At 51.0% G+C, this 19,962-nt stretch carries 12 protein-coding genes, 1 tRNA gene and 1 pseudogene; 5 read left to right on the top strand and 9 right to left on the bottom strand.

What is annotated here, in order from left to right; genetic code table 11:
- Positions 1-15: 15 nt before the first annotated feature.
- Positions 16-297, bottom strand: a complete 282-nt coding sequence (locus tag LAD35_RS08175) for a hypothetical protein (protein ID WP_224152197.1) — start codon at positions 295-297, stop codon at positions 16-18.
- 102 nt (positions 298-399) lie between these two features.
- Between LAD35_RS08175 and LAD35_RS08180 the strand changes: the two genes are divergently transcribed.
- Positions 400-1,737, top strand: a complete 1,338-nt coding sequence (locus tag LAD35_RS08180) for a tyrosine-type recombinase/integrase (RefSeq protein ID WP_224152198.1) — start codon at positions 400-402, stop codon at positions 1,735-1,737.
- 236 nt (positions 1,738-1,973) lie between these two features.
- Here LAD35_RS08180 and LAD35_RS22375 read toward each other — a convergent pair whose 3' ends face one another.
- The 5 genes and pseudogenes from LAD35_RS22375 to LAD35_RS08205 all read right to left on the bottom strand — a co-directional run.
- Entirely contained in the window at positions 1,974-2,135 is a 162-nt protein-coding gene (locus LAD35_RS22375) for an IPTL-CTERM sorting domain-containing protein (protein WP_224152199.1), read from the bottom strand.
- Entirely contained in the window at positions 2,084-2,872 is a 789-nt protein-coding gene (locus LAD35_RS08190; RefSeq protein ID WP_224152200.1) for a DUF11 domain-containing protein, read from the bottom strand. The genes LAD35_RS22375 and LAD35_RS08190 overlap by 52 nt, the downstream gene beginning before the upstream one ends.
- A gap of 1,427 nt (positions 2,873-4,299) precedes the next feature.
- Positions 4,300-5,733 carry an IPTL-CTERM sorting domain-containing protein gene (locus LAD35_RS08195; protein WP_224152201.1) on the bottom strand — a complete coding sequence of 478 codons (1,434 nt, stop codon included), beginning with the start codon at positions 5,731-5,733 and terminating at the stop codon, positions 4,300-4,302.
- Positions 5,734-6,839: 1,106 nt separating this feature from the next.
- Positions 6,840-7,871, bottom strand: coding sequence for a sensor histidine kinase (locus LAD35_RS08200; RefSeq protein ID WP_224152618.1), 1,032 nt, complete (start codon positions 7,869-7,871; stop codon positions 6,840-6,842).
- Positions 7,872-8,930, bottom strand: a pseudogene (locus LAD35_RS08205) (GGDEF domain-containing protein); the annotation flags it as partial.
- Between the two features lie 553 nt (positions 8,931-9,483).
- Here LAD35_RS08205 and LAD35_RS08210 point away from each other — a divergent pair.
- Positions 9,484-10,260 (top strand): SDR family oxidoreductase, encoded by a 777-nt coding sequence (locus LAD35_RS08210; protein WP_224152202.1) that lies wholly within the window; start codon positions 9,484-9,486, stop codon positions 10,258-10,260.
- Positions 10,261-10,531: 271 nt separating this feature from the next.
- Here the strand turns inward: LAD35_RS08210 and LAD35_RS08215 are convergent, their stop codons facing one another.
- Positions 10,532-11,389, bottom strand: a complete 858-nt coding sequence (locus tag LAD35_RS08215) for a response regulator transcription factor (protein ID WP_224152203.1) — start codon at positions 11,387-11,389, stop codon at positions 10,532-10,534.
- Positions 11,390-12,077: 688 nt separating this feature from the next.
- Here LAD35_RS08215 and LAD35_RS08220 point away from each other — a divergent pair.
- The 3 genes from LAD35_RS08220 (at position 12,078) to LAD35_RS08230 (ending at position 18,430) form a co-directional block, all read left to right on the top strand.
- Positions 12,078-13,829 (top strand): DUF11 domain-containing protein, encoded by a 1,752-nt coding sequence (locus LAD35_RS08220; protein ID WP_224152204.1) that lies wholly within the window; start codon positions 12,078-12,080, stop codon positions 13,827-13,829.
- 409 nt (positions 13,830-14,238) lie between these two features.
- On the top strand, positions 14,239-15,603 hold the full coding sequence (locus LAD35_RS08225; RefSeq protein WP_224152205.1) for an IPTL-CTERM sorting domain-containing protein: 1,365 nt from the start codon (positions 14,239-14,241) through the stop codon (positions 15,601-15,603).
- A 1,147-nt stretch (positions 15,604-16,750) separates the two neighbouring features.
- Positions 16,751-18,430 (top strand): sensor histidine kinase, encoded by a 1,680-nt coding sequence (locus LAD35_RS08230; protein ID WP_224152206.1) that lies wholly within the window; start codon positions 16,751-16,753, stop codon positions 18,428-18,430.
- Between the two features lie 274 nt (positions 18,431-18,704).
- Here the strand turns inward: LAD35_RS08230 and LAD35_RS08235 are convergent.
- Positions 18,705-18,780: transfer RNA gene (locus LAD35_RS08235), tRNA-Thr, on the bottom strand.
- Between the two features lie 53 nt (positions 18,781-18,833).
- Positions 18,834-19,841, bottom strand: a complete 1,008-nt coding sequence (locus tag LAD35_RS08240; RefSeq protein WP_224152207.1) for a class 1 fructose-bisphosphatase — start codon at positions 19,839-19,841, stop codon at positions 18,834-18,836.
- Positions 19,842-19,962: the final 121 nt, after the last annotated feature.

Consider the following 19,962-nt stretch of genomic DNA (forward strand, 5'->3'; position numbering starts at 1 on the left):
CATGCGTGAGTCGGGTCAGCCGTGCATGGTCCTGGCTGCGCTGGCCGGCAGCTCTGTCTGACCATTCGTGCTCGCTGCTTCAATACGATCTTGGATGCACCAGGGATGAGAGCGGTCCAATAAATCAAAAACCCCGCTATCGTTTAAATAGCGAGGTTTTCTTTTCTGTTGTGGTGCCGGAGAGATGAATCGAACACCAGACCTTCTCATTACTAATGAGATGATTGATTCATATATTGTTGTTGATTTTCGTTGATTAAAATAATAAAAATCAATAACTTGTGATGGTTTTGGCATGGATGACCTAGATATTGCGTTGATTGAAATTCTTCAAAATTCTGGTTTTTTGGCTACACTGTGGCTACACGGATTGTCGTGTAACCACCGGACATCAACAACATGGCGCGCCCAAAGAATTCTGCTGCACCAGACACCAGCAAGGCTATCGAACTGACCGCAGGGGCTATCGAGCGCCTGACCTGTCGTACGGATATCAAGGCCCAGGCATTCCTGCGCGATACAAAAGCTCCTGGTCTACGCGTGCGTGTGACGAACACAGGGGCGAAATCGTTCGTCTATGAAGCCAAGCTGAACCGACAGACCATCCGTCGAACCATTGGTGATGTTCGCTCTTGGACAATTGAACAGGCGCGCGCCGCGGCTCGCCGCTTGGCCGTAGTATTGGATAACGGGCAGGACCCTGGGGAGCTGGATCGGCAGGCGCAGGTCGCACGCGAGGCGCAAAGTGTGCAGGAGAAAGCCAAGGCGCTCACGGTTGGGGAGCTATGGCCTGAGTATCTGGAAACGGGTCGCCCGAAACGCAAGGATGCCTGGAAGCCGCGTTATCTGGATGACTTGAAGAAGATGGCTACACCCGGTGGTGAGAAGAAAAAGCGTGGGCAAGGCCTAACCCGGCCAGGGCCGCTGTTTCCGTTGATGGCATTGCCGCTGGCCTCTGTCGACGAGGACGTACTGAAGTCTTGGTATGACCAGGAGACTCTTGCTGGTAAGCACCAGGCCGCCCGGGCGTTGATGATGTTTCGGGGCTTTTTGCGCTGGTGCAGCTCCAAACCTGAATATCGGGCGCTTACACACCGAGAGGCGGGCCGAGCACCGGCCATTCTTGAAAATCTACCACCTACGACACATCGCATAGACAAGCTATTGCCGGAGCAAATTGCAGGCTGGTGGGCAAGTGTTGAGCAGTTGCCAAACCTTGTGCATTCGGTCTACCTGCGAGCATTACTGCTCTCTGGCGCGCGACGGGAAGAGGTGGCCGCGCTCCGGTGGGACCGGATCGACTGGCGCTGGAAGAAGATCACCATAGCGGATAAATTCGAGCAAACCCGGACTATCCCGCTTGGTTCCTACATGGCCCATCTGCTGCATGGCTTGCCCAGGCGCGGGTCGTATGTGTTCCACAGCGAAGGGAGTTTCGGCTATGTGAGAGATCCACGGGCAAGCATGGCGAAGGTGCTGGCCGAATGTGGCGTAGATTACCTGACCTTTCATGGGCTGCGACGCACATTTACGCAAGTGGCGCGCCGTATTGTCCCCGCTGGTGTGCCTGCCCAGATATCCGGCCACAAACCCAGTGCAACGGCGGAGGGCTACAGCATTCTCGCCTTGGACGAGCTGCGACCATACATGGGGCAAATCGAGAGGGAATTTCTTCGGCTAGCAGGAATTAACTTCAGCGAAAGCACTATTGAGCCAGTAAAGTTGATGGCAGTCTGAAGGCGGCTAGTTAGTTCAATTGTTGCTTTGGGTCGCGCGCATTTCTTGAAGGCTGAAAAAACACTGCAGCCAATCGCTCAATGCCCACGCAGTTGCTGGTACACCTCTTTTACCAGCGAATGGGTGGACTGCCCCTGACCAGGGGCAGTCCAAAGATAGGCGGAGTTCGTCTACCTGACTAGGGGCAGTCCAGCAGATTGGTACGAGAATCAGATTAGCTCAGCGACCTTCTCCCTTCAGCGGCGCATTCGCAATGCAGCGAATCCAGCTAGCGCCATTGACAGAGCCATCAAGGCCCATTCGCCGAGTGTTGGTACGGATTTTGCAGATCCGGCAGTCGGTGCTATCACCGTGTTGCTATCGGTTGCACTGTTGTTACCTGGGTTGGGATCGACCATTCCCGCTGGGGGGTAACTGTTGCTGTGTTTGCCAATGTGCCGGTCGCGGTGGATGAAACCGTTGCGGTCAGCATGTAGGTCACAGTTGCACCTGCTGGCAGAGTCACGGTATCGTTGATATTACCCGTGCCGCTTGTGGTACAGGAACCGCTACTTGACGCTATACAGGTCCAGGTTGCGCCAGTGAGCGCTGTAGGAAGCGTGTCCGCAACGGTCGCGTTGGTGGCTGTGTCAGGGCCGGCATTGCTAGCAACGATCGTATAGGTCACTTTGTCGCCTGGCTTGACACTTGTTCCGCCATCGGATTTCGTGATAGAGAGATCGGCTTGCGGAAGTGGGCAGAACTTGTCCAAGGCATCGTTTGGGGTGATATCCACCACAGAAATATCATCGATGTAGAAATCGTTTCCGCCGGTGATGGGAGACCTATTAGTTAGTGCCAATCTTGCCGGCACCCCTGTTCCTGATGCTTTGCAGTCGATGGGAACGGTGAATTCGTAGGTGGATTCAAACCAGTCTTGCGTGACAGTGCTAGGCAGGTCTCCCGACTGCGCTAGCGGGGCATTAGTGCTGGGGTTGCGCACTTGCAGAGCCCACGAAATCGGATTCGTGGATCCAGCCCCTCCGTTGCCATTGACGACGTACCTCCAGGCACTGATACGATAGCTGTGCCCTGCCTGCACTTCAAAATCACGTTGGTAGAACTCATTCAAGGCATTTCCGGCATTCAAAACCATCAGCGCACCGCCAGTGTCACCCGTATGATCGCTGGGTAAATTGCTCCACTAAGGCTGCCCGGGCGTAGAGGCAGTAATGTTCTGTGGTGGCATGACGGTATAGAAACCATCGTTCACAGCCCCACTTGCGGCGAAAGTAAAGTTGCCGCTGGGCACGTAGGCATTGCTAACTCGCCCAGCGGCATTTCCAAACGTTTCAGTGAATGTTTGGGCGTGAGCAGAAGCACCACATGTCAGTGTAGCCAGTACTGCTGCTGTGCAAGCGACCGTTTTGCGCAACGAATGCATTGACTTCATTTTTCTATCCTCTGACTTCGATTGACGAGAAAAGTATGACCAGCAGGTAATTGCCTTTTGGCGTTCATAAGCACAGATACCCAAGGGGCTAGCCATGCATACGAATCAATGCTCAAATTTCTGATGAAGTGCATTGGAAGAAATTTGCTTTGCAGGGCTTGACTTCCAACTACAGCCTCACATAAAAAATTTTGCATAAATGATCGGAATCAAGCCTGCTGATCCCCAGTGGTATTTTTTAAATCTTTCAGGATGTGTGAGTATTTGGTTTTTTAAAATTATTTTTGTTTTGTTTCATTTTTAATAATTTTTTATAAATTGTTACATAAAAACAACATCCAAGTGGTCTTGATAAATATTCGTGAGAAGATTTCGAAATTGAAACCATGCATGAATCTCAAATAGTCATTTATAAAATTGATTATTCAATATTTGGTAAAATATATTTTTAAGATGAGATTCATAAATTTGGCATGTGGAAAATTTTCTAAAAAATTATTTTATAAATAATAATACCTAATAGGTAATTCTTTAATGAATTATCTATGTTTGAGTTGGTTGTTGAGTTATTCTAAAATGGCGTTACTGTACAATCCCGCTCATCTGGTATGGTGGATTAATTGGATGAGTGAATCGAGTTTGGATTACCGCTGAGGCATCACCAAAAATTGGAAGATGCAAAATGTGACTTGAAAATCCAGGGCGGAGGTTGCTGACTACAGCATGGTCTGCAGTAAGTAAAAGAGCCAGGATTTTAGATGCACTGCCGTCCAAACTGCAAGGTCTGCACTGGCTTGCCGCGCCTCCACGGGCATCAAATTCTGGGGTGAGGCGAGTGAACTCCTAAAAGTATGGATCCGAGTGACGATATGAGTGAGGGCTCCAACTGTGGTCGGGGCACAATATCGCCTGGCGCCGGGGGGGGGATCTCTAAAAGCCCGGTGAGCACTAGGAAGAGTCCAATGGCCCGACTCTGTCGTCGTAGAAATACATGAACTACCTCTTGGTAGTTCAGGTTTTTGTCTGTATTTCTGGTGGGTCAGGTTTAGGAAAAAATCAACAATTGGTCAATTGAAACTGATGATCGACCGCTAGGAGCCCCAAAAACCGCCAGAAGGCGGTTATTCTGCTTAATCTTGACGTCTGCGGCTTTGCAAGAAGCCAAACATTGCGAGAAGTGAAGACAGTGAGATCAGGCTCCAGGTTCCTAAGCTTGGTACATTGGCCAGTACAGGCGGCGTGGGTTTGTCGGTTACCGGGCCGGATGCCACAGTACAGACTTCAACTCCAGGGGAGGCTCCTGTCAGAGCCGCAGGAGTAACGCAAAAATAGATGTACTTGTTCAGATCCGGTGATTGCAAGGTATAGCTCGCAGGGTTACCTATACCACCAGTAGAACCGCCCGAGACCACGGTGCCATCGCTAGAGCTGGAGATGGAAGGATTGGTACTGGTCACAAATTTGTAGGAGGTCTGTGCGGGTGCTTCAAGGTCTCCCTCTGTATCTGCATAGGAATAGGTTCCGCTCACCGTCGCGCCCACTTGCGGAGTCCCTGTAATGACGGGGATTGCTGTTGGAACTACGTTGACCGGCGCAGTGATCACGGGGCCCGATGCAGGAGTGCATGCCTCTAGGCCTGGTGATGCCCCTGTACTGGCTGCCGGGGTCACGCAATAGAACAGATACTGATCCACATCTGTTGATTGAGGTGTGTATGAAACGCTGCCTGAGGCTCCGCCTGTGACACCGCTTGCCACGGTCGTTCCTGCGCTGGAGTTCGCAATGGACGAATTGGGGCTGGTGACAAATTTATAGGTAGTGGCGCCTGGATTTTCAGGATCCAAATTATTATCGGTATAGATATATGTTCCAGTAACAGAGGACCCAATTTTCGGGGTTCCTATTATTGATGGACCCGCAATGGGTACTACATTTGGCGGTGCACGCTCAATGATTGCCACCATGCTTTGGTAAGAGGGATCTTGGTTTTTGAAGAGGTCTAGCGTATAGGTTGTTGACCGGTACGTTGTAGGTAGTGTAGGCAATGTTGTTGCCATCGATTGGTACAGAATCTGATAAGTGTCAATAAATTCCTGATTGCCATCATATTCCGATTCCGAACTTACTCTTACAGCACCAGCAGTGGCATTGATGCTATTGGCAGTACCTTTGTAGTCGTTCCCGATTTCCCACATCGCAAATTGAAAAGCTTTCTGCTGCGGACCCGTTCCATTCTTGTAGTAGGTATCAAAATAATGATCGATCATCCAGTGAATAGCGGCAATACCGGCGTCACCTGACCCACCCTTGATTGCGCTGGCGCCTGCTTCACTAAAAAAGCTGGTTTGCATATCAAACGGTGGCTTCGTTGAGTGATCAATGCAAATCATCAGAACCGGTAGGTCACTGTAATTCGTTCCATCTGAATACTTCAAGTCATTCGATATCACCGAATAGGCTTTGGCTCCGCTATACTGGGTATAACCCGTCAGTGATGCAGCTTTGGAGAAAATTGGCACGGCCAAAGCAAATGCAGTTGCTATGGTCATTATTATTTTTTGCATTATTATTTTCCTTCGGTGGTCATAAATGAATTAATTCAGGATCCTGGGGTGCCCGTAATGCCCGTATCAAGTCCCTTGAGATTGGTACGGTAAATTCTCTTTTTGTATTGGTGAGAGGATGTCGATTGCTTTGGTGTATTGATGCCTATAGATACATTAGAACTGCTGATAAAAATACTGAATTTTGCAAAATTGAAAAATATTTTGCTTTTCTGCAAATCTGATTGTGAAAAATATTCAAATCCATCCGAGTGGAAAATGCTTCTACGTTTTTTTACTTGTAACTTCACCCTAGTATTTGGGTTGGTCTGCTTATGAGAGGTGACCATTGCCACGATGTTTTACCCAACGTGATGACTCCTTCTCGTAGTCGACCCAGCTGAGCTAGGCGTCTTCGAATTTCAAAGGTGAAACCCAATTGGATGTCCCATATCGAGCAAGCAGTCATACCTCGAAAGATCCAGCATCGAGGTGATCAGGTGGGTCACCAAGTGAAGCCATCGCTGGCGGATGGACCTATACAGGTCGGGGTGAGTCAGCAGGGTCCTCTACCGGGGGATCGGGCTTTATGCAGAGCTTGCTTTCGGCTAGCAGGCGCATGTATCTCAAACTGAGGTGCGCGTTGTCCAAAAAGCTGCCTGGTGCTTAGCCAGGCAATTCGAATGATCTGCGCGCTCATTGAGCGTCATGGATGGAAGGCCAGTGCGGCGTATGCACCTGTTGAGGCGGTTGTATCTTTGCCGTTGCGGTGCGCGAAAGCCAGCACCACAAGGCCCGTGGCCCAAGGATGGTCGGGTGCAAATGGGTCTGCCCAATCGTGGATAGTCCACTGGACGGCTTGCTGGGGCGTTGTTCCTCAATCGCTATCGGCTCAAGTAGCTCAGGGTTGCTGGTCAGTGAGCCACGAAGGGGGCGATGCCAGGGCCATCATCCTTTCATTCAATCAATAGTTGAACCGCATAGATGGAGGCAGTTACTACGCGTTTCTACCTTTTGCGATCCTCTCGAAGGACCTGAATACAACAGGCTTCTGTTTTCTATACGCTTTCGCACTGAGGAGAGCGTTGGGTTATTCAACCAAGTCTGCTCGAAACTCTCCAATGTCACTACATGGAGGTCTCGTGGATGTTGTCTTGCGCCATCATCTGGAGTGCAGAAAAGTCGAAATGAGCCAGCGAGATTCGAATCCGATGGAGAAATGGAGCATATGAAGCGTCACTTGTGTGGCGCTCGATCCATGCCTCGATGTCGGTGAGGCGGCCGTGAACTGCCAGGTCGGCGAGCTCGTCGAGAGCTTGAGTGGGAGGGATGGCACTGCGGGGCAGGGCAGATGGTGGCTCCCGCTTTGGGAGCCCTGGTTCGTCCAGCATGACAGTGGGCCAGCCTGTTGCAGAATCATCAATGACCGGCACGCGAAGCTCGAATGCAAACGTGGTGCCTTGGTTGGGGGCGCTGACCACGCCAAGAGAGCCACCCATGGCCGCGACGATACGCTGTGCAATGAAGAGGCCCAGGCCGTTGCTGCCGCTTGCGGCCTGTATTTGCTGGAAGGCACCGAATATATCGACGCTCTGATTGAGGTCGATGCCTATGCCCGTATCGTTGATGGCGAAATGCAGAATGCAAGCGCTGCCCTCTGGCCTGGCGTTAAGCGAGAGGGTGACTATGCCGCCGCGCGTGAATTTGGCTGCATTGGAGAGCAGGTTCAGCAAGACCTGTTGCAGACGCTTTCTGTCGATGTTGATATGGCGGGGCAAACGCTCGGAGGTTTTGCATTGGTAACGATTGTCCTGTAGTGAGCAAAGTGCAACCGCATATTTGGAGATGTCGTCCAGGAGTCGGTGCAGGTCAGTGTCCATGGGCTTGACGGCAAGAGGGTGCAGCTCCGACTGAGCGTACTCAAGCAGCTCATCGATCAGGTCGAGTTGATACTTGACGCTGCGGTCAATGGTCTGCAGCGGGCTGTGATGCTCTCGTGGAGCGTCAGTAAGCAGGAGTTTGGAGTAGCCACTGATCGTCGCGAGCGGGGCACGCAGATCATGGCTGATGTAGCCTAGAACCTCGACCTTCTGGCGTTCCTTGGTTTTAGCGGCGGAGAGTGCTTCACTCAGGTCGGCATTCAAAGCCGATGTTCGCATGGCTGTGTAGCGCTCGTCCTGGCGGCGTATCAACATCTGTCCAATGGTATTGCCAGACAGCAGAATCAGGATAACACCGAGTGCCGCCACTCCCACTGCCACCAGCGCATGGCGCTTGCGCATGGGCACAAGTGGTTCGAGTGTTGCCAGTGTGAGCAACTGGTATTGTGTATCGGTCAGCAGCTGACGCTTGAGCAGATAGGGCTTGCCGTCGATGAGCCACTGGTCTGCATGACCCTGGTCGACGATGGCTCGGATGTTCACAGGTTCACCGGCATCTTCGCCATCATCCGATGGGCGTACATAACCTGCTGGAAGAAGTGCGGCCACATTGCGCAACATGAAGGGATCGGACGAGGTGGTGGTCACTCGTCCCTGGCGGTTCACAATCAGGGCGATGTGGCGGCCTGTCAGGTACTGCGCGATTTCAGGCGCATCAAACTTGACCGTGACCGATCCTTGTGGAATGTCGGCTGCACCCGCAATACGGCTCGCCACAAAATACGACGGGCTCTTGTTCAGACGTGCAATACCGAATGAATGTCCATTGCCGGATTTCAATGCCTCGGTCAGGTAGTGCCGGCGGGAATAGATCATGCCCACGATGCTGTCATCTTCTGCCCAATTGCTGGCAGTCACCGTGTTATCCGACAAGTTGTTCATGTAGATGCGGGCATATTGCAGATCGCTGGACAGCCCGTTCATGAAGTCTCCAACCTTGCGAACCAAGGGGTCGCGTGTGAAGCGTGCGGCACGCTCCTCACGAGTCAAATCGTTGGCCTCAGGTGGGTCTACCCGGTAGCGTGTTGCCAATTGGATCACCTGGGCTTGCCGGGCCACCATGTTTGCCACGCTGGTCATCTGAATAAAGAGACGGTCCATCACGCGTGCAGTGGTCCGGGTTTCGTACTCGGCGCTCGCTGCCAGACGGTCCATCCATGTGGCCGCAATTCGCAGCGAGATCCACCAGCCCAAGGAAGCCACCAACACAATCCATGCCGCGATCAGGGCCCATATCACTCGCCGAATGATCGGCAATACCTGCTTCCCGTTCAGCATTTGCTTTGGAGGCAATTCGCTTGTCCACTACTGCTGCATGAAAGAGGTTCCACACAGCATTTTTGAGTATCCATAGTCATTCTCTGTCGTAGTCGCGAAAGATGAACTGCGCTCGGCAGGAGCATTTCGCCGGGACTCTATCCATCCGCAGTAATAGGGCTAGCGCGCACTCGTTCCGACAGCTGACGCTACGCCATGCGAAGGCTGCCTGTGCCTTGGTATCAAATCAACTAAATCTTGATCAGGCAAGGAAAGCTACGCGATGTGGAGATGATTCGGTGAATCAGGACCCGCTGTATCCGACCGCCCTCTTGGTACAGGGCGCCATTTATCCCACTTCAATCAAGAGGCATGCGCCTGTCGCGTCCGTCAATGGGCAGAAGATTTTTTGACGACTCCGTATGGGGAACCTCGAGCCACTAGTAGAAAAAAAGGGTAGGCCGTAAATTTAGCAAAGGGCTGGAGAATTTACCAAAATAATTAATTTAATTAACTAATTAGCATTGGTGTTCCATTTGTTTGGATCTTAAATTTCATTCTTGGAGATGCACTGATGACCAAAGCTCACACGATCAAAGGCAAGGTAGTTCTGATTGCAGGCGGGGCGAAGAATCTGGGTGGACTGATCGCTCGTGATTTAGCACAGCAAGGCGCCAAGGCGGTGGTCATCCACTACAACAGCGACTCCAGTAAGGCCGAAGCGGAAGCGACTGCTGCAGCGGTGGAGAAGGCTGGAGCGAAGGCGCATACCATTCAGGCGAATCTCGTCTCGGCGGGTGCTGTTGCGAAACTCTTCGAGGACACGGTGGCTGCTGTGGGTCGCCCTGACATCGCCGTCAACACGGTAGGCAAGGTACTCAAGAAACCCATGATCGAAATCAGCGAAGTGGAATACGACGAGATGGCCGCCGTGAATGCCAAGACTGCATTTTTCTTCCTTAAGGAGGCAGGCAAGCATGTCAACGACAATGGCAAGGTGTGCACGTTGGTCACCTCGCTGCTGGGCGCATTCACTCCGTTCTATTCTTCCTATGCCGGCACCAAGGCGCCGGTGGAGCATTACACGCGTGCTGCGGCAAAGGAGTTCGGCGCGCGAGGCATTTCCGTTACTGCGGTTGGCCCTGGCCCGATGGATACCTCATTTTTCTATCCGGCAGAAGGCGCTGACGCTGTGGCGTATCACAAAACGGCTGCGGCGCTTTCGCCTTTCAGCAAGACGGGCCTTACAGATATCGAGGATGTCGTGCCATTCATCCGCCATCTCGTCAGTGATGGCTGGTGGATCACCGGCCAGACCATCCTTGTCAATGGTGGGTACACGACCAAGTAGGCCGAGTTGAAGAGCAGGTCGTTGAGTTGTCATCACTTCAATGGTGCCCCGTCTCGGTAACGAGCGGGGCACTGCCTTATGCTGTCCATGGATTTATTCCGTAAGGAGCTTCGGCGGGCGCTGAGTAGCAATACGTGATGCCCCAAGTACGACGCATTGGGTCGCTAGGTGGCTAGTCTTATGCTTTTTTCTCCGCAAGAGAACCGCCTGGTAGAAAACGGTTCATATCTATTCAGTGGGGTGAGCACCATCTGGCTTGTAGAAGATTCTTTTACTTCAACTTGGATGAAATAAATTCCTGCAAAATCTCGGGGTTCGCCTGGTATTCGGATTTCAGTTGTGTAGGGGATTTTTCCCAGAATTTTTTGAACTCTGTGGAAAAGTTGGCAGGATTTGAATAGCCGACCTCCATTGCTACATCCGCAATGGTCAATGTACTTTGGCCCAATAGCAAAGCGGCCCTGCGCATGCGTTCCTGTCGAATGAATTCAAATGCTGATAAGTGATTGAAAGCCTCGAAAACAGTGTTCAGACGGCGTAGTGATATTCTGAGGTGAATGGCAACGTCTGTGCTTTTTAAAGAGGGTTCCTGAATATGGTTGAATATATATTCAGTTGCCACTTGTTTCAGTGTCAGATTGGTAGATGATAAAGTTGGTAGATTGTTGTCCTTGGACGAGTAATAGTTTTCATTGCTCGATTTCGTGCATGACGTAATTTTTTTCTGAGATATCTCTAGATGAATTCGCGTCCTCTCCAGCACCTCTTCAACATGAAATGGCTTGCTGATATAGTCTACGCCGCCTGCTCTCAGCCCCTCCAGACGCTCGGTTTTTTCGGTCATGCCGGAAAGAAAAATAATAGGGATATGCTGAGTGGCAGGATTTTTCTTCAGAAGCCGAGCAATCATAATTCCGCTGCGCCCGGGCATGCGAACATCTAGCAGGATCAAATCAGGAATAAGGACGCTTGCTCGTGCATACCCTTGATCGCCGTTGAGAGCCACACTTACACGGTACGATGTATTTCGTAATGCAGCAACCAGCAGACGAAGCTGGTCTGGGTCGTCATCCACTATCAGTATATGGGGCGTGGAGTGATTATTGATTTTGTCATCTATTTCTGACACAAATTCCTCGTGATTGTCACAATGATATGATTAGTAAGGAATGATCAAGAATTTTATTTTTAATAATATTGCTTGGATTCGACTGAGGATTAAATTGAGAAATAAGTTAAATTGATATTTTTAAATTCAGTGAAAATATTTCATAATGAAATCCATCACCTTATGTGTACAAACTAATTAATTTTATGACGAGTCTCATTTGCGGAGAAGTTTATGATATGTTAATTGTTGTTTTTTCCTAACATTTTATAAAAAAGATATATAAATCGAAACTTAACAAAGGTAATTTAAAAAAACCAAAAATACATCTTGACTATAGGAGATAAAAATGTCCTGGGGGCCATGGAGGATTGGTCTTTTTTCGGAAGTGCACTGCATATAAGGCATTAATCGGAAATCGAACCTTCATTGATTGGTATGGGATTTTTTATTCAATAGTTTTTTTGTATTGGAGGTTTTTGTGAAATTATCGTCTATAGCGGCATTACGCTCGGGTGGTCTGCATAGAGCGCTAATACTCTCGCGCGTAGCTAGCGCAGTTATCGGTCTGAGCGCAGTCAGTGGTGTACAGGCGGCGCAGCTCGCGTGTGGCCCTGCAAGTTCTCCATTGCGCATCAGCACGGCGAAGGCAACTTGGTCTGCAGATGCTCGCTATGTGAGTGCTCCAACTGGACCGGCAGCTACTCTTGTGGATGACTACAAATGGCGTGGCTGGTTTGACAAGACCACAGCTCAGCACCAGTCGGGTGCCGGTTCTCTGGCAGGACAGCCCATGCAGGGTGACTGGATCTCATTTGGCGATGGCGAGTATCCGAACTCGGCAGGTGGCAACACCGGAAGCGGACCTTATCCGCCAGTCATAACGGATGGTGATGTCGCGAACGGTGCATTAGTTGCAAGACGCGTGTCTTTTACCTACAACGAAAAAATCACCATTGCTCCTAACGTCGATCTGTCCACCATCAAAGTGATTGGATCGGGCGGCTTTGACGATGGCACTTTGTTTTTGGTCAAGCCTGATACGACCCCAGATTCTTCTGTGACGAACTGGATACGTACGTCTGCGTCCTTCGCGGGGTATAGCGCTCCATCGCTCATCAATGTGAATGGTGCCAATACCGGAATGGGGTTCTACTATGGGGATAACACTATCGGCTTTGCCGTTGAAAACACATTCCATGCGCCAACAACGAGTGCTGGCAATCCCACAGGCTTGATTGCGGACTTTGAGATTTCGGCTGATTGTTTGCCAGAGGCTCCTCCGCCTCCCACTCAAAGCCTGATTTGCCCAGTGGGCAATGCAGCAGGCGACACTGTCCGTATCGGCCCATTCACCACCAATGCACGTGACTGGAAGTGGACCTGGCGCACCAATGCTGGCGCACTGGAAAATGTTCAGCAGCCATTGTTTGACGATTATCGCTATCGCAGCTATTTCAATCCGAGAACTCTGTCTGAGGCGACGACCGCTCGCTGGATCAGTCCCGGCACAACGGACCCTGCTGGCACTGATATTCCTGGTGTGCCTTATCCTGCAGCCACTGGCCAATCCAATGGCGGTGTGGATGCCTCCACGTTCGTGATGAATCAACCGATCAACGTGGGCAACAACGTCGACCTTGCCAGCATCAAATTGCAGGGGCGGTTTGCATTCGATGATTACGGAAATTCCGTATATGTCTTGCCAGCCGGTGGTACTGCATCTTCTGGTGGTACTTACCTGTCTAATGGTTACGGGACATTCACTTCATTGACCACCCCTGCCATTCCCGGTTTCCAACAAGGTGAGAACACCATTGGCTTCATGCTTGACGGTGGGCAAAACACCAATAGCTGCAGTGGCGGCACCTGTGCACTCGGGGCGATTGCTGATTTCTATGTGACTGCCAGTTGCACAGGGGTCGACCCTGTCGTAACGCCACCGGCAGCGGATCTGTCCATCACCAATTCCAATGGGATGACCAGTGTTGTGCCTGGCAGCAGTGTGACTTACACCATTACTGCCAGCAACGCAGGACCGGCGGCTGTATCAGGTGCTACCGTGTCGAGCACACTGCCAGCAGCCCTCACGAATGCCACCTGGACCTGCACCGGATTGGGTGGTGGTACATGTGCGGCAACAGGTAATGGCAATATCAATGACACTGTGAGCCTGCCAGCAGGCGCCAGCGTGATTTACACATTGAATGCGACGGTTTCTTCTACAGCGACGGGAAGCCTTGCCAATACTGCGGCTATTGCGCCTCCGGCGGGAGTTGACGATCCCACGCCTGGAAACAACAGTGCTACCGATAGTGACACAGTGACAGCTGCTCCTGGGGCAGCAACCGCTACCCCGGTTCCAGTATTGGACCTTGCAGGCTTGGGTTTGCTGGGTATTCTGAGTGCAGGCATCGGCGCAATGGCGCTGCGCCGTAGGCACGGTCAAGGCACGAAGTAATCGTACAGAAGCTCCCCGGGCAGCAATGCCCGGGGAGCTTCTTTCTGGTTGGTAAGAGAATACTCCTGAAGGGTCGGCAGTTTCTAAGAATGCTGCCGGCTCTTTTTATTGGGAATCTCCTGCCTTCCCGACCTCATTGTTATGGAGAATGGGTGCGTTCACCCGCATTGCAACGTATTTTTATCAGTTGCCTAGCGTTGCATGCAGTCAATTGCAAGGGTGGTTAACACCATTTGTTGCTCGGCACACACTTTTGGGGAAATTTCATGGAGGGCCGCATAAATCCAAACGATTGGAAAAAAAAGCAAATATGAAAAGTTCATAACGTCTGTACAAATCTCCTTGGAAATCTTCCTGTCTTTGCCACAGGTGTCTTCGATTTTTCTCGAAAGCTTTTTGAGGGGTCTCCATGACTTTTTATATTCGCTCTGTTTCTTTATCTGCTGAAAAAAAAGGGAACATTCTTGGATCGTTGCGTGGCGTATCCCTGCTGATTGCTGCAATTGGCCTGCTCACTCCCGAGCTGGGGATGGCACAAGCTGCACCGGTCTGTGACGGTCGGCTTTTCCTGTCACAGGATTCACCGACCGGCCTCAATCTGGTTTCTACTGCCACCAATCCCATGGCTTACACAGCGGTAGGCGCTGTATCGAGCATCACCTACAACGCGCTGGGCTACTCTCCGGTCGATGGCAAGCTCTATGCGATGCGAACAGACAGCGGCAATTTGAATCATCTATTGACGCTGGACCAAAGTACAGGTGCCTGGACCGATGTGGGAGCTATATCTGCTTTGCCCACAACCTCGGCCTTCAATAGTGGAGCAGTGGGCAGCGATGGCATTTACTACGTCAAGCCAAGTGGCAATACGCAGGTGATCTATGCCATCAATACAGGTGCGCAAACATTCACAACCATCAACCTCAGCCAGGCATTCACCACGTCTGATTTGGCCTGGGTGGGCGGTGCATCCGGCGGCCTGTATTCTGTGGCCGACAATGGACAACTCTTCTCGATCAACGCAACCGACGGCACTGTTACGGCGCAGGGCTCTCCAGACAGCACAGGAGGGGTGCTGGGCGCTCAGTTTGGTGGCGTGAATGGCTTGTTCGGTTCTGCAAATAATGGCAGCGGTTTCTATCAGATCAACCTGAGCACAGGCAAGAAGACAATGATCTCTGGCTCGCCAGGATCGGGGACCAACGACGGAGGCAATTGCCCGAATGCCCCCATCAAATTTCCGGCAGATCTAAGCATCACCAAGACCAACGGGCAGAGCAGTTATACACCGGGTACGAATGTCGTCTACACCGTCACGGTAACGAACAAAGGTCCCTTCACAGCGACGGGTGCAAAGGTGACAGACACTTTGCCCGGCGGAATCAGCGCTGCTACCTGGTCTTGCACGGCTACTGCAGGAGCTTCGTGTATGGCCTCCGGTACAGGAGGCATCGACGACACCATCACCCTGCCCAAGGATGGCACCGCAACCTATACGCTGACGATGTCGGTGCCGACCAGTTTTACCGGTGACCTCGTGAACACGGCCACGGTGGCTGTCGATGGCAACAGCGCAAGTGCTATCAATGAGAGCCCGGATCCGGATCCTTCCAATGACAGCGCGACGGACACTGACACTCAAAAGGTGCCAACAACACCTGGCAACGGTACAGCAACCTCTGTGCCCACATTAGGTGAATGGGCCCTGATGCTGCTATCCATGGCAATGGCAGGATTCGCTGGACTGCGCCTGCGCCGCCTTCGCGAAATGTAATGGAGTAGGGTAGGCGTGCAGGGGCATAACTTCGAACGGCGCTAGATCTGAATTACCAATAGTTTGATTGCAGATTGGAGCTTGTGTATCGTTGCAATGCACCTAATTGCACGGTGTTGGCGATCCCAGTTCTTGTGATGCTATCAACTCGCCTACCCATCGATTCACTTGGTTGATTTTTTATATGAAAACTCACAAAGCTCCGCTTGAGTGAATCGCTCTTTTTATGCATTTGGTCTGCAGCCTTTACGGTTAGGAAGACCTGGGTTGTACGCTTAGGCTTGTGCCAGCATCCTCCAATCTTCTGAGTGAAAGGCTGGTTCGTTATCGTTCTGCACGCAGTTGATCCGCATACTAGGCTCTGCGTAATAAAAATGCAGTATTATTGGAGAGATCGAAGATCTTCGGTTTATTCTCATCTCGATGCATGGCTGTAAATGAAGTTGTAGTACGCTCATCAATGGAGAGGATAATTTAATATAAGATGAGAAGCTCTGATAATTTGAGTTGCTTGAGAATGAATCTATGACCTATTTTAAAAATGCGCTCAAAATTCTGGTGGCAATGCATGGCAGATTTCCAGTGCTCCCATGCTCATGGTGAGATTCGGCCACTGAGACTCAATCGAGTGAATTCTGGATAAAAGCCATGTAGCACCCAAATTTGTAAAGTGGCCCCGTGCATGCTGTTCGGAATCAGCAGGCGTAAATCTCCTGAATGAAGGTTGATGGTTAATAAAGCCTACTGTTCTCTCATGGGGTGAAGTCTGAAGGAGATCCTGGCGTGTGCTCATAAGAGCCGCTAACACAACCCTGTAAATCGCAGATTTGCGGTTGAGACGAGGCGTCGGGCCGCGTGAGGCCGCGCCGCGTCAGGCCGGGCCGCGCTAGGCGAAGCCGCAGGCAGTACAGACGTACGACAAGGCTGGGCGCCCCCGGCTAGGCGCTCCCGGCTAGGCACCCCCAGCGAAGCAACGACGATCAAGGTTGCGCTAGCGACTCTAAGTAATGTGGATCGCGAGACTGCATTGATGCGTGCTCTGATGGCTGCAGATCGGCCAATTTCGAAAATTAATTCAAGGCATTCATGTAAGGCGTGGCAATTTACAAGGGAAATGTAGAAGCTAACCATTTGGTAATAAATAAAAATGACCAATATCAACTACAACTTATTCTTTGCTACATCTGCCTTTGTTTCAACGCTTGTACTAATTCCACTGCTTCTGTCCAATCATATTCGTCAGATTGGTATAAAGAGGATTGGTTTATACACTTTGGGTTTTTTTATTGCGATTCTGGCAGTCTATTTATATGCTGGATGGTTTAATGGCCATCCAACCATTTACTCCTATTCATCTTATGGGAATCACCTGTTGACATTAGGTGTGGCTATACAGACGCTTGGCATCAGGAGATTTTATTACCAGTCATCAATGTTGTATTTGATTTTGCCTTGTATTGCAATTTCTGAAATTTTGGTTTTTTGGTATATGTGGGGGGATCCAAATTACCCGCGCAGATTAATATGTTTCACCTTCTTTTTGCTTGTTTTTGTTTTTATTCAATTTTTCACAGTTGTTCGACACGGTGATAGGTCTTTTATTAATCGATTGCTTTCAACATCGCTGGCAATTGAGTGTCTTGTTTATTTAATGCGCTGTATTACAATTCTGGTGCCTGGTCTGGTACCTACAGGCCCAACGGAGTTCTCTTTTATACAATTTTCTTATATTTTCGTTTTTTCTGCAGTTATGCCATTGACCGCTATTTGTTTAATGATTAATGGTAATTATCTATTGCAGCAAAAATCGCTGATTGATGCAAAGAAAAATAATCAACAAAAAGCAGAAACTTTGGGCTATATAAGTCATGATCTTCGTGCACCTCTGGCGTCCATTTCTGGATATGCAGAACTACTGCTCAGTGATGCCACTGATGCTCAGAGAAAATCATTGCTCTCGATTCAGCGCAGCGTCAACTATCAACTAGGCCTGATCGATGAATTGCAGGCATTTTCCAGAATAGAACTACAGCCCCTAGCAATTCAACCCAACACAGTCGATTTATTACTACTGTTGAACGATATTTCAGAATATGCGAGTTCCCTGTGCTCTCAACAGAACAATAGTTTCCGCTACGAGCCTCCTAAAGGGCTTCCTCGAGTGATCCGTCTGGACGGTAATCGTCTGCAGCAAGTTCTGCTTAATCTGCTCTCGAATGCCTCAAAATTCACGCATGAGGGCAAGGTGATTCTGGCGGTTACTGCTCAGCCAAAGGGCGCTGTTTGTGCTTTGCACTTCGCTGTCAGTGATACGGGAATAGGGATCGATCTGACCCAGAAGGTCGATATTTTTGGTGCTTTTCAGCAAATTCACGCAACGGGCGGTAGCACTGGATTGGGATTGTTCATTGCTCAACGCATCGTCTCAGCTATGGGAGGGGCTCTGAGTGTGGTCAGTACTCCGGGTCAAGGCAGCACGTTTTCTTTCGAGCTTCATGTACCTATCGTCACCGCATCTGATTCTGACTGGTCAGATGTAGGCCCGTCTCCCTCCGCAAAGCCTCTCCCTTCTTTTCTGCAGATAGCAGAGCGGGGGGCTCATGCTCATGTCAATATCAAAACCCATATGAGCGATGAGGCCCTGGATGAACTGGCCAATTTGGCACTTTGTGGCCGCGTGACCGACATAGAGTACTGGATTGAACGTCACATTCAGGAAAGCACCCATTTCCCGGTCGCAGACTTGCTGCGTGACCTGTTGGATCAGTTTGACTTTCCCGGTATCCATGCACTTGCGCAGCGAGGTCGGAGCCATTCGAGCCCTTGATAGATATGCTGCGAATAGGGCTTGGACAGAAATTTGAACGTGGTCAGCCCATGGGTAGGGCGCTTGTTGCGCTTGTGCTAAGCATATGACCAGGGGCAGTCCAAATCTAGAGATTTGAGATGTACGCGGCGAGCGAGGTGCAGAAAGCACAAAATGCGAATGAGCACCGCCAGAAGGTAAGTCTGAGCTACAAAAATTGTGTACCGATAGTTACTCGGAGCAGAAAAGTAAAAAACCCCGCTATCTTTTAAATAGCGGGGTTTCTTTACTGTTTTGGTGCCGGAGAGATGAATCGAACACCCGACCTTCTCATTACGAATGAGCTGCTCTACCGACTGAGCTACACCGGCGTTAGAGATAAATTATAGCGTGAATTTTTGGCTCTCGGACCAAATTGCGGAATTTATGCTTCTAGGTGGTAGCGGGTGACGCGATCCACTTCGTTCTTGGAACCCAGGACCACACTGACGCGTTCGTGCAGCTTGGTGGGCTGCAGATCGAGGATGCGTTCGCGGCCATTGGTGGCGGCGCCGCCTGCTTGCTCCACCAGCCAGGCCATGGGATTGGCTTCGTACATCAGGCGCAGTTTGCCGGGCTTGTTGGGCTCACGCTTGTCCCAGGGGTACATGAAGATGCCGCCGCGCGTGAGGATGCGGTGCACATCCGCCACCATCGAGGCAATCCAGCGCATGTTGAAGTCCTTGTTGCGAGGACCTTCGACGCCTGCCAGGCATTCGTCAACATAGCGCTTCACGGGGGTGTCCCAGTGGCGCATGTTGCTCATGTTGATGGCGAATTCTTTGGTGTCTTCGGGAATGCGCACGTTTTCCTGGGTCAGGACGAAGCTGCCCATTTCGCGGTCCAGCGTGAACATGGCCACGCCGTCGCCCACGGTCAGCACGAGCGTGGTTTGCGGGCCATAGACGCAGTAGCCAGCAGCGACCTGCTGGGCGCCGGGCTGCAGAAAGTCCTCTTCGGTTACGCCAGGGTGGCCTTCGGGCTTTTTGAGCACGCTGAAGATGGTGCCGATCGACACGTTGACGTCGATGTTGGACGAGCCGTCCAGCGGATCGAACATGAGCAGGTATTCGCCTTGGGGATAGCGGTTGGGCACCAGATAGATACTGTCCATTTCTTCCGAGGCCATGGCAGCCAGGTGGCCACCCCATTCATTGGCTTCAATCAGCACTTCGTTGGCAATGATGTCGAGCTTTTTCTGCACTTCGCCCTGCACGTTTTCGCTGCCCGCCGTGCCCAGCACACCGCCCAGCGCGCCCTTGTTGACAGACTGGCTGATGCTCTTGCAGGCGCGGGCCACCACTTCAAGCAGCAGGCGCAACTGCGCGGGGATGAGGCCGTCGACGCGCTGCTGCTCAACGAGGTAGCGCGACAGGGAGATACGTTGGTTCATAACCGTTCCTATCAATACAAATCCGGTTTACGCAAATCGGGATCCGGCGAGATGTCTCTCCAGCATGAATGCCGGCATTGCATCCCCATCCTTGTTTGTGTAAGTCCTAAAAATTCAAGAC

The organism is Comamonas odontotermitis, assembly GCF_020080045.1.
Taxonomy (GTDB): domain Bacteria; phylum Pseudomonadota; class Gammaproteobacteria; order Burkholderiales; family Burkholderiaceae_C; genus Comamonas; species Comamonas odontotermitis.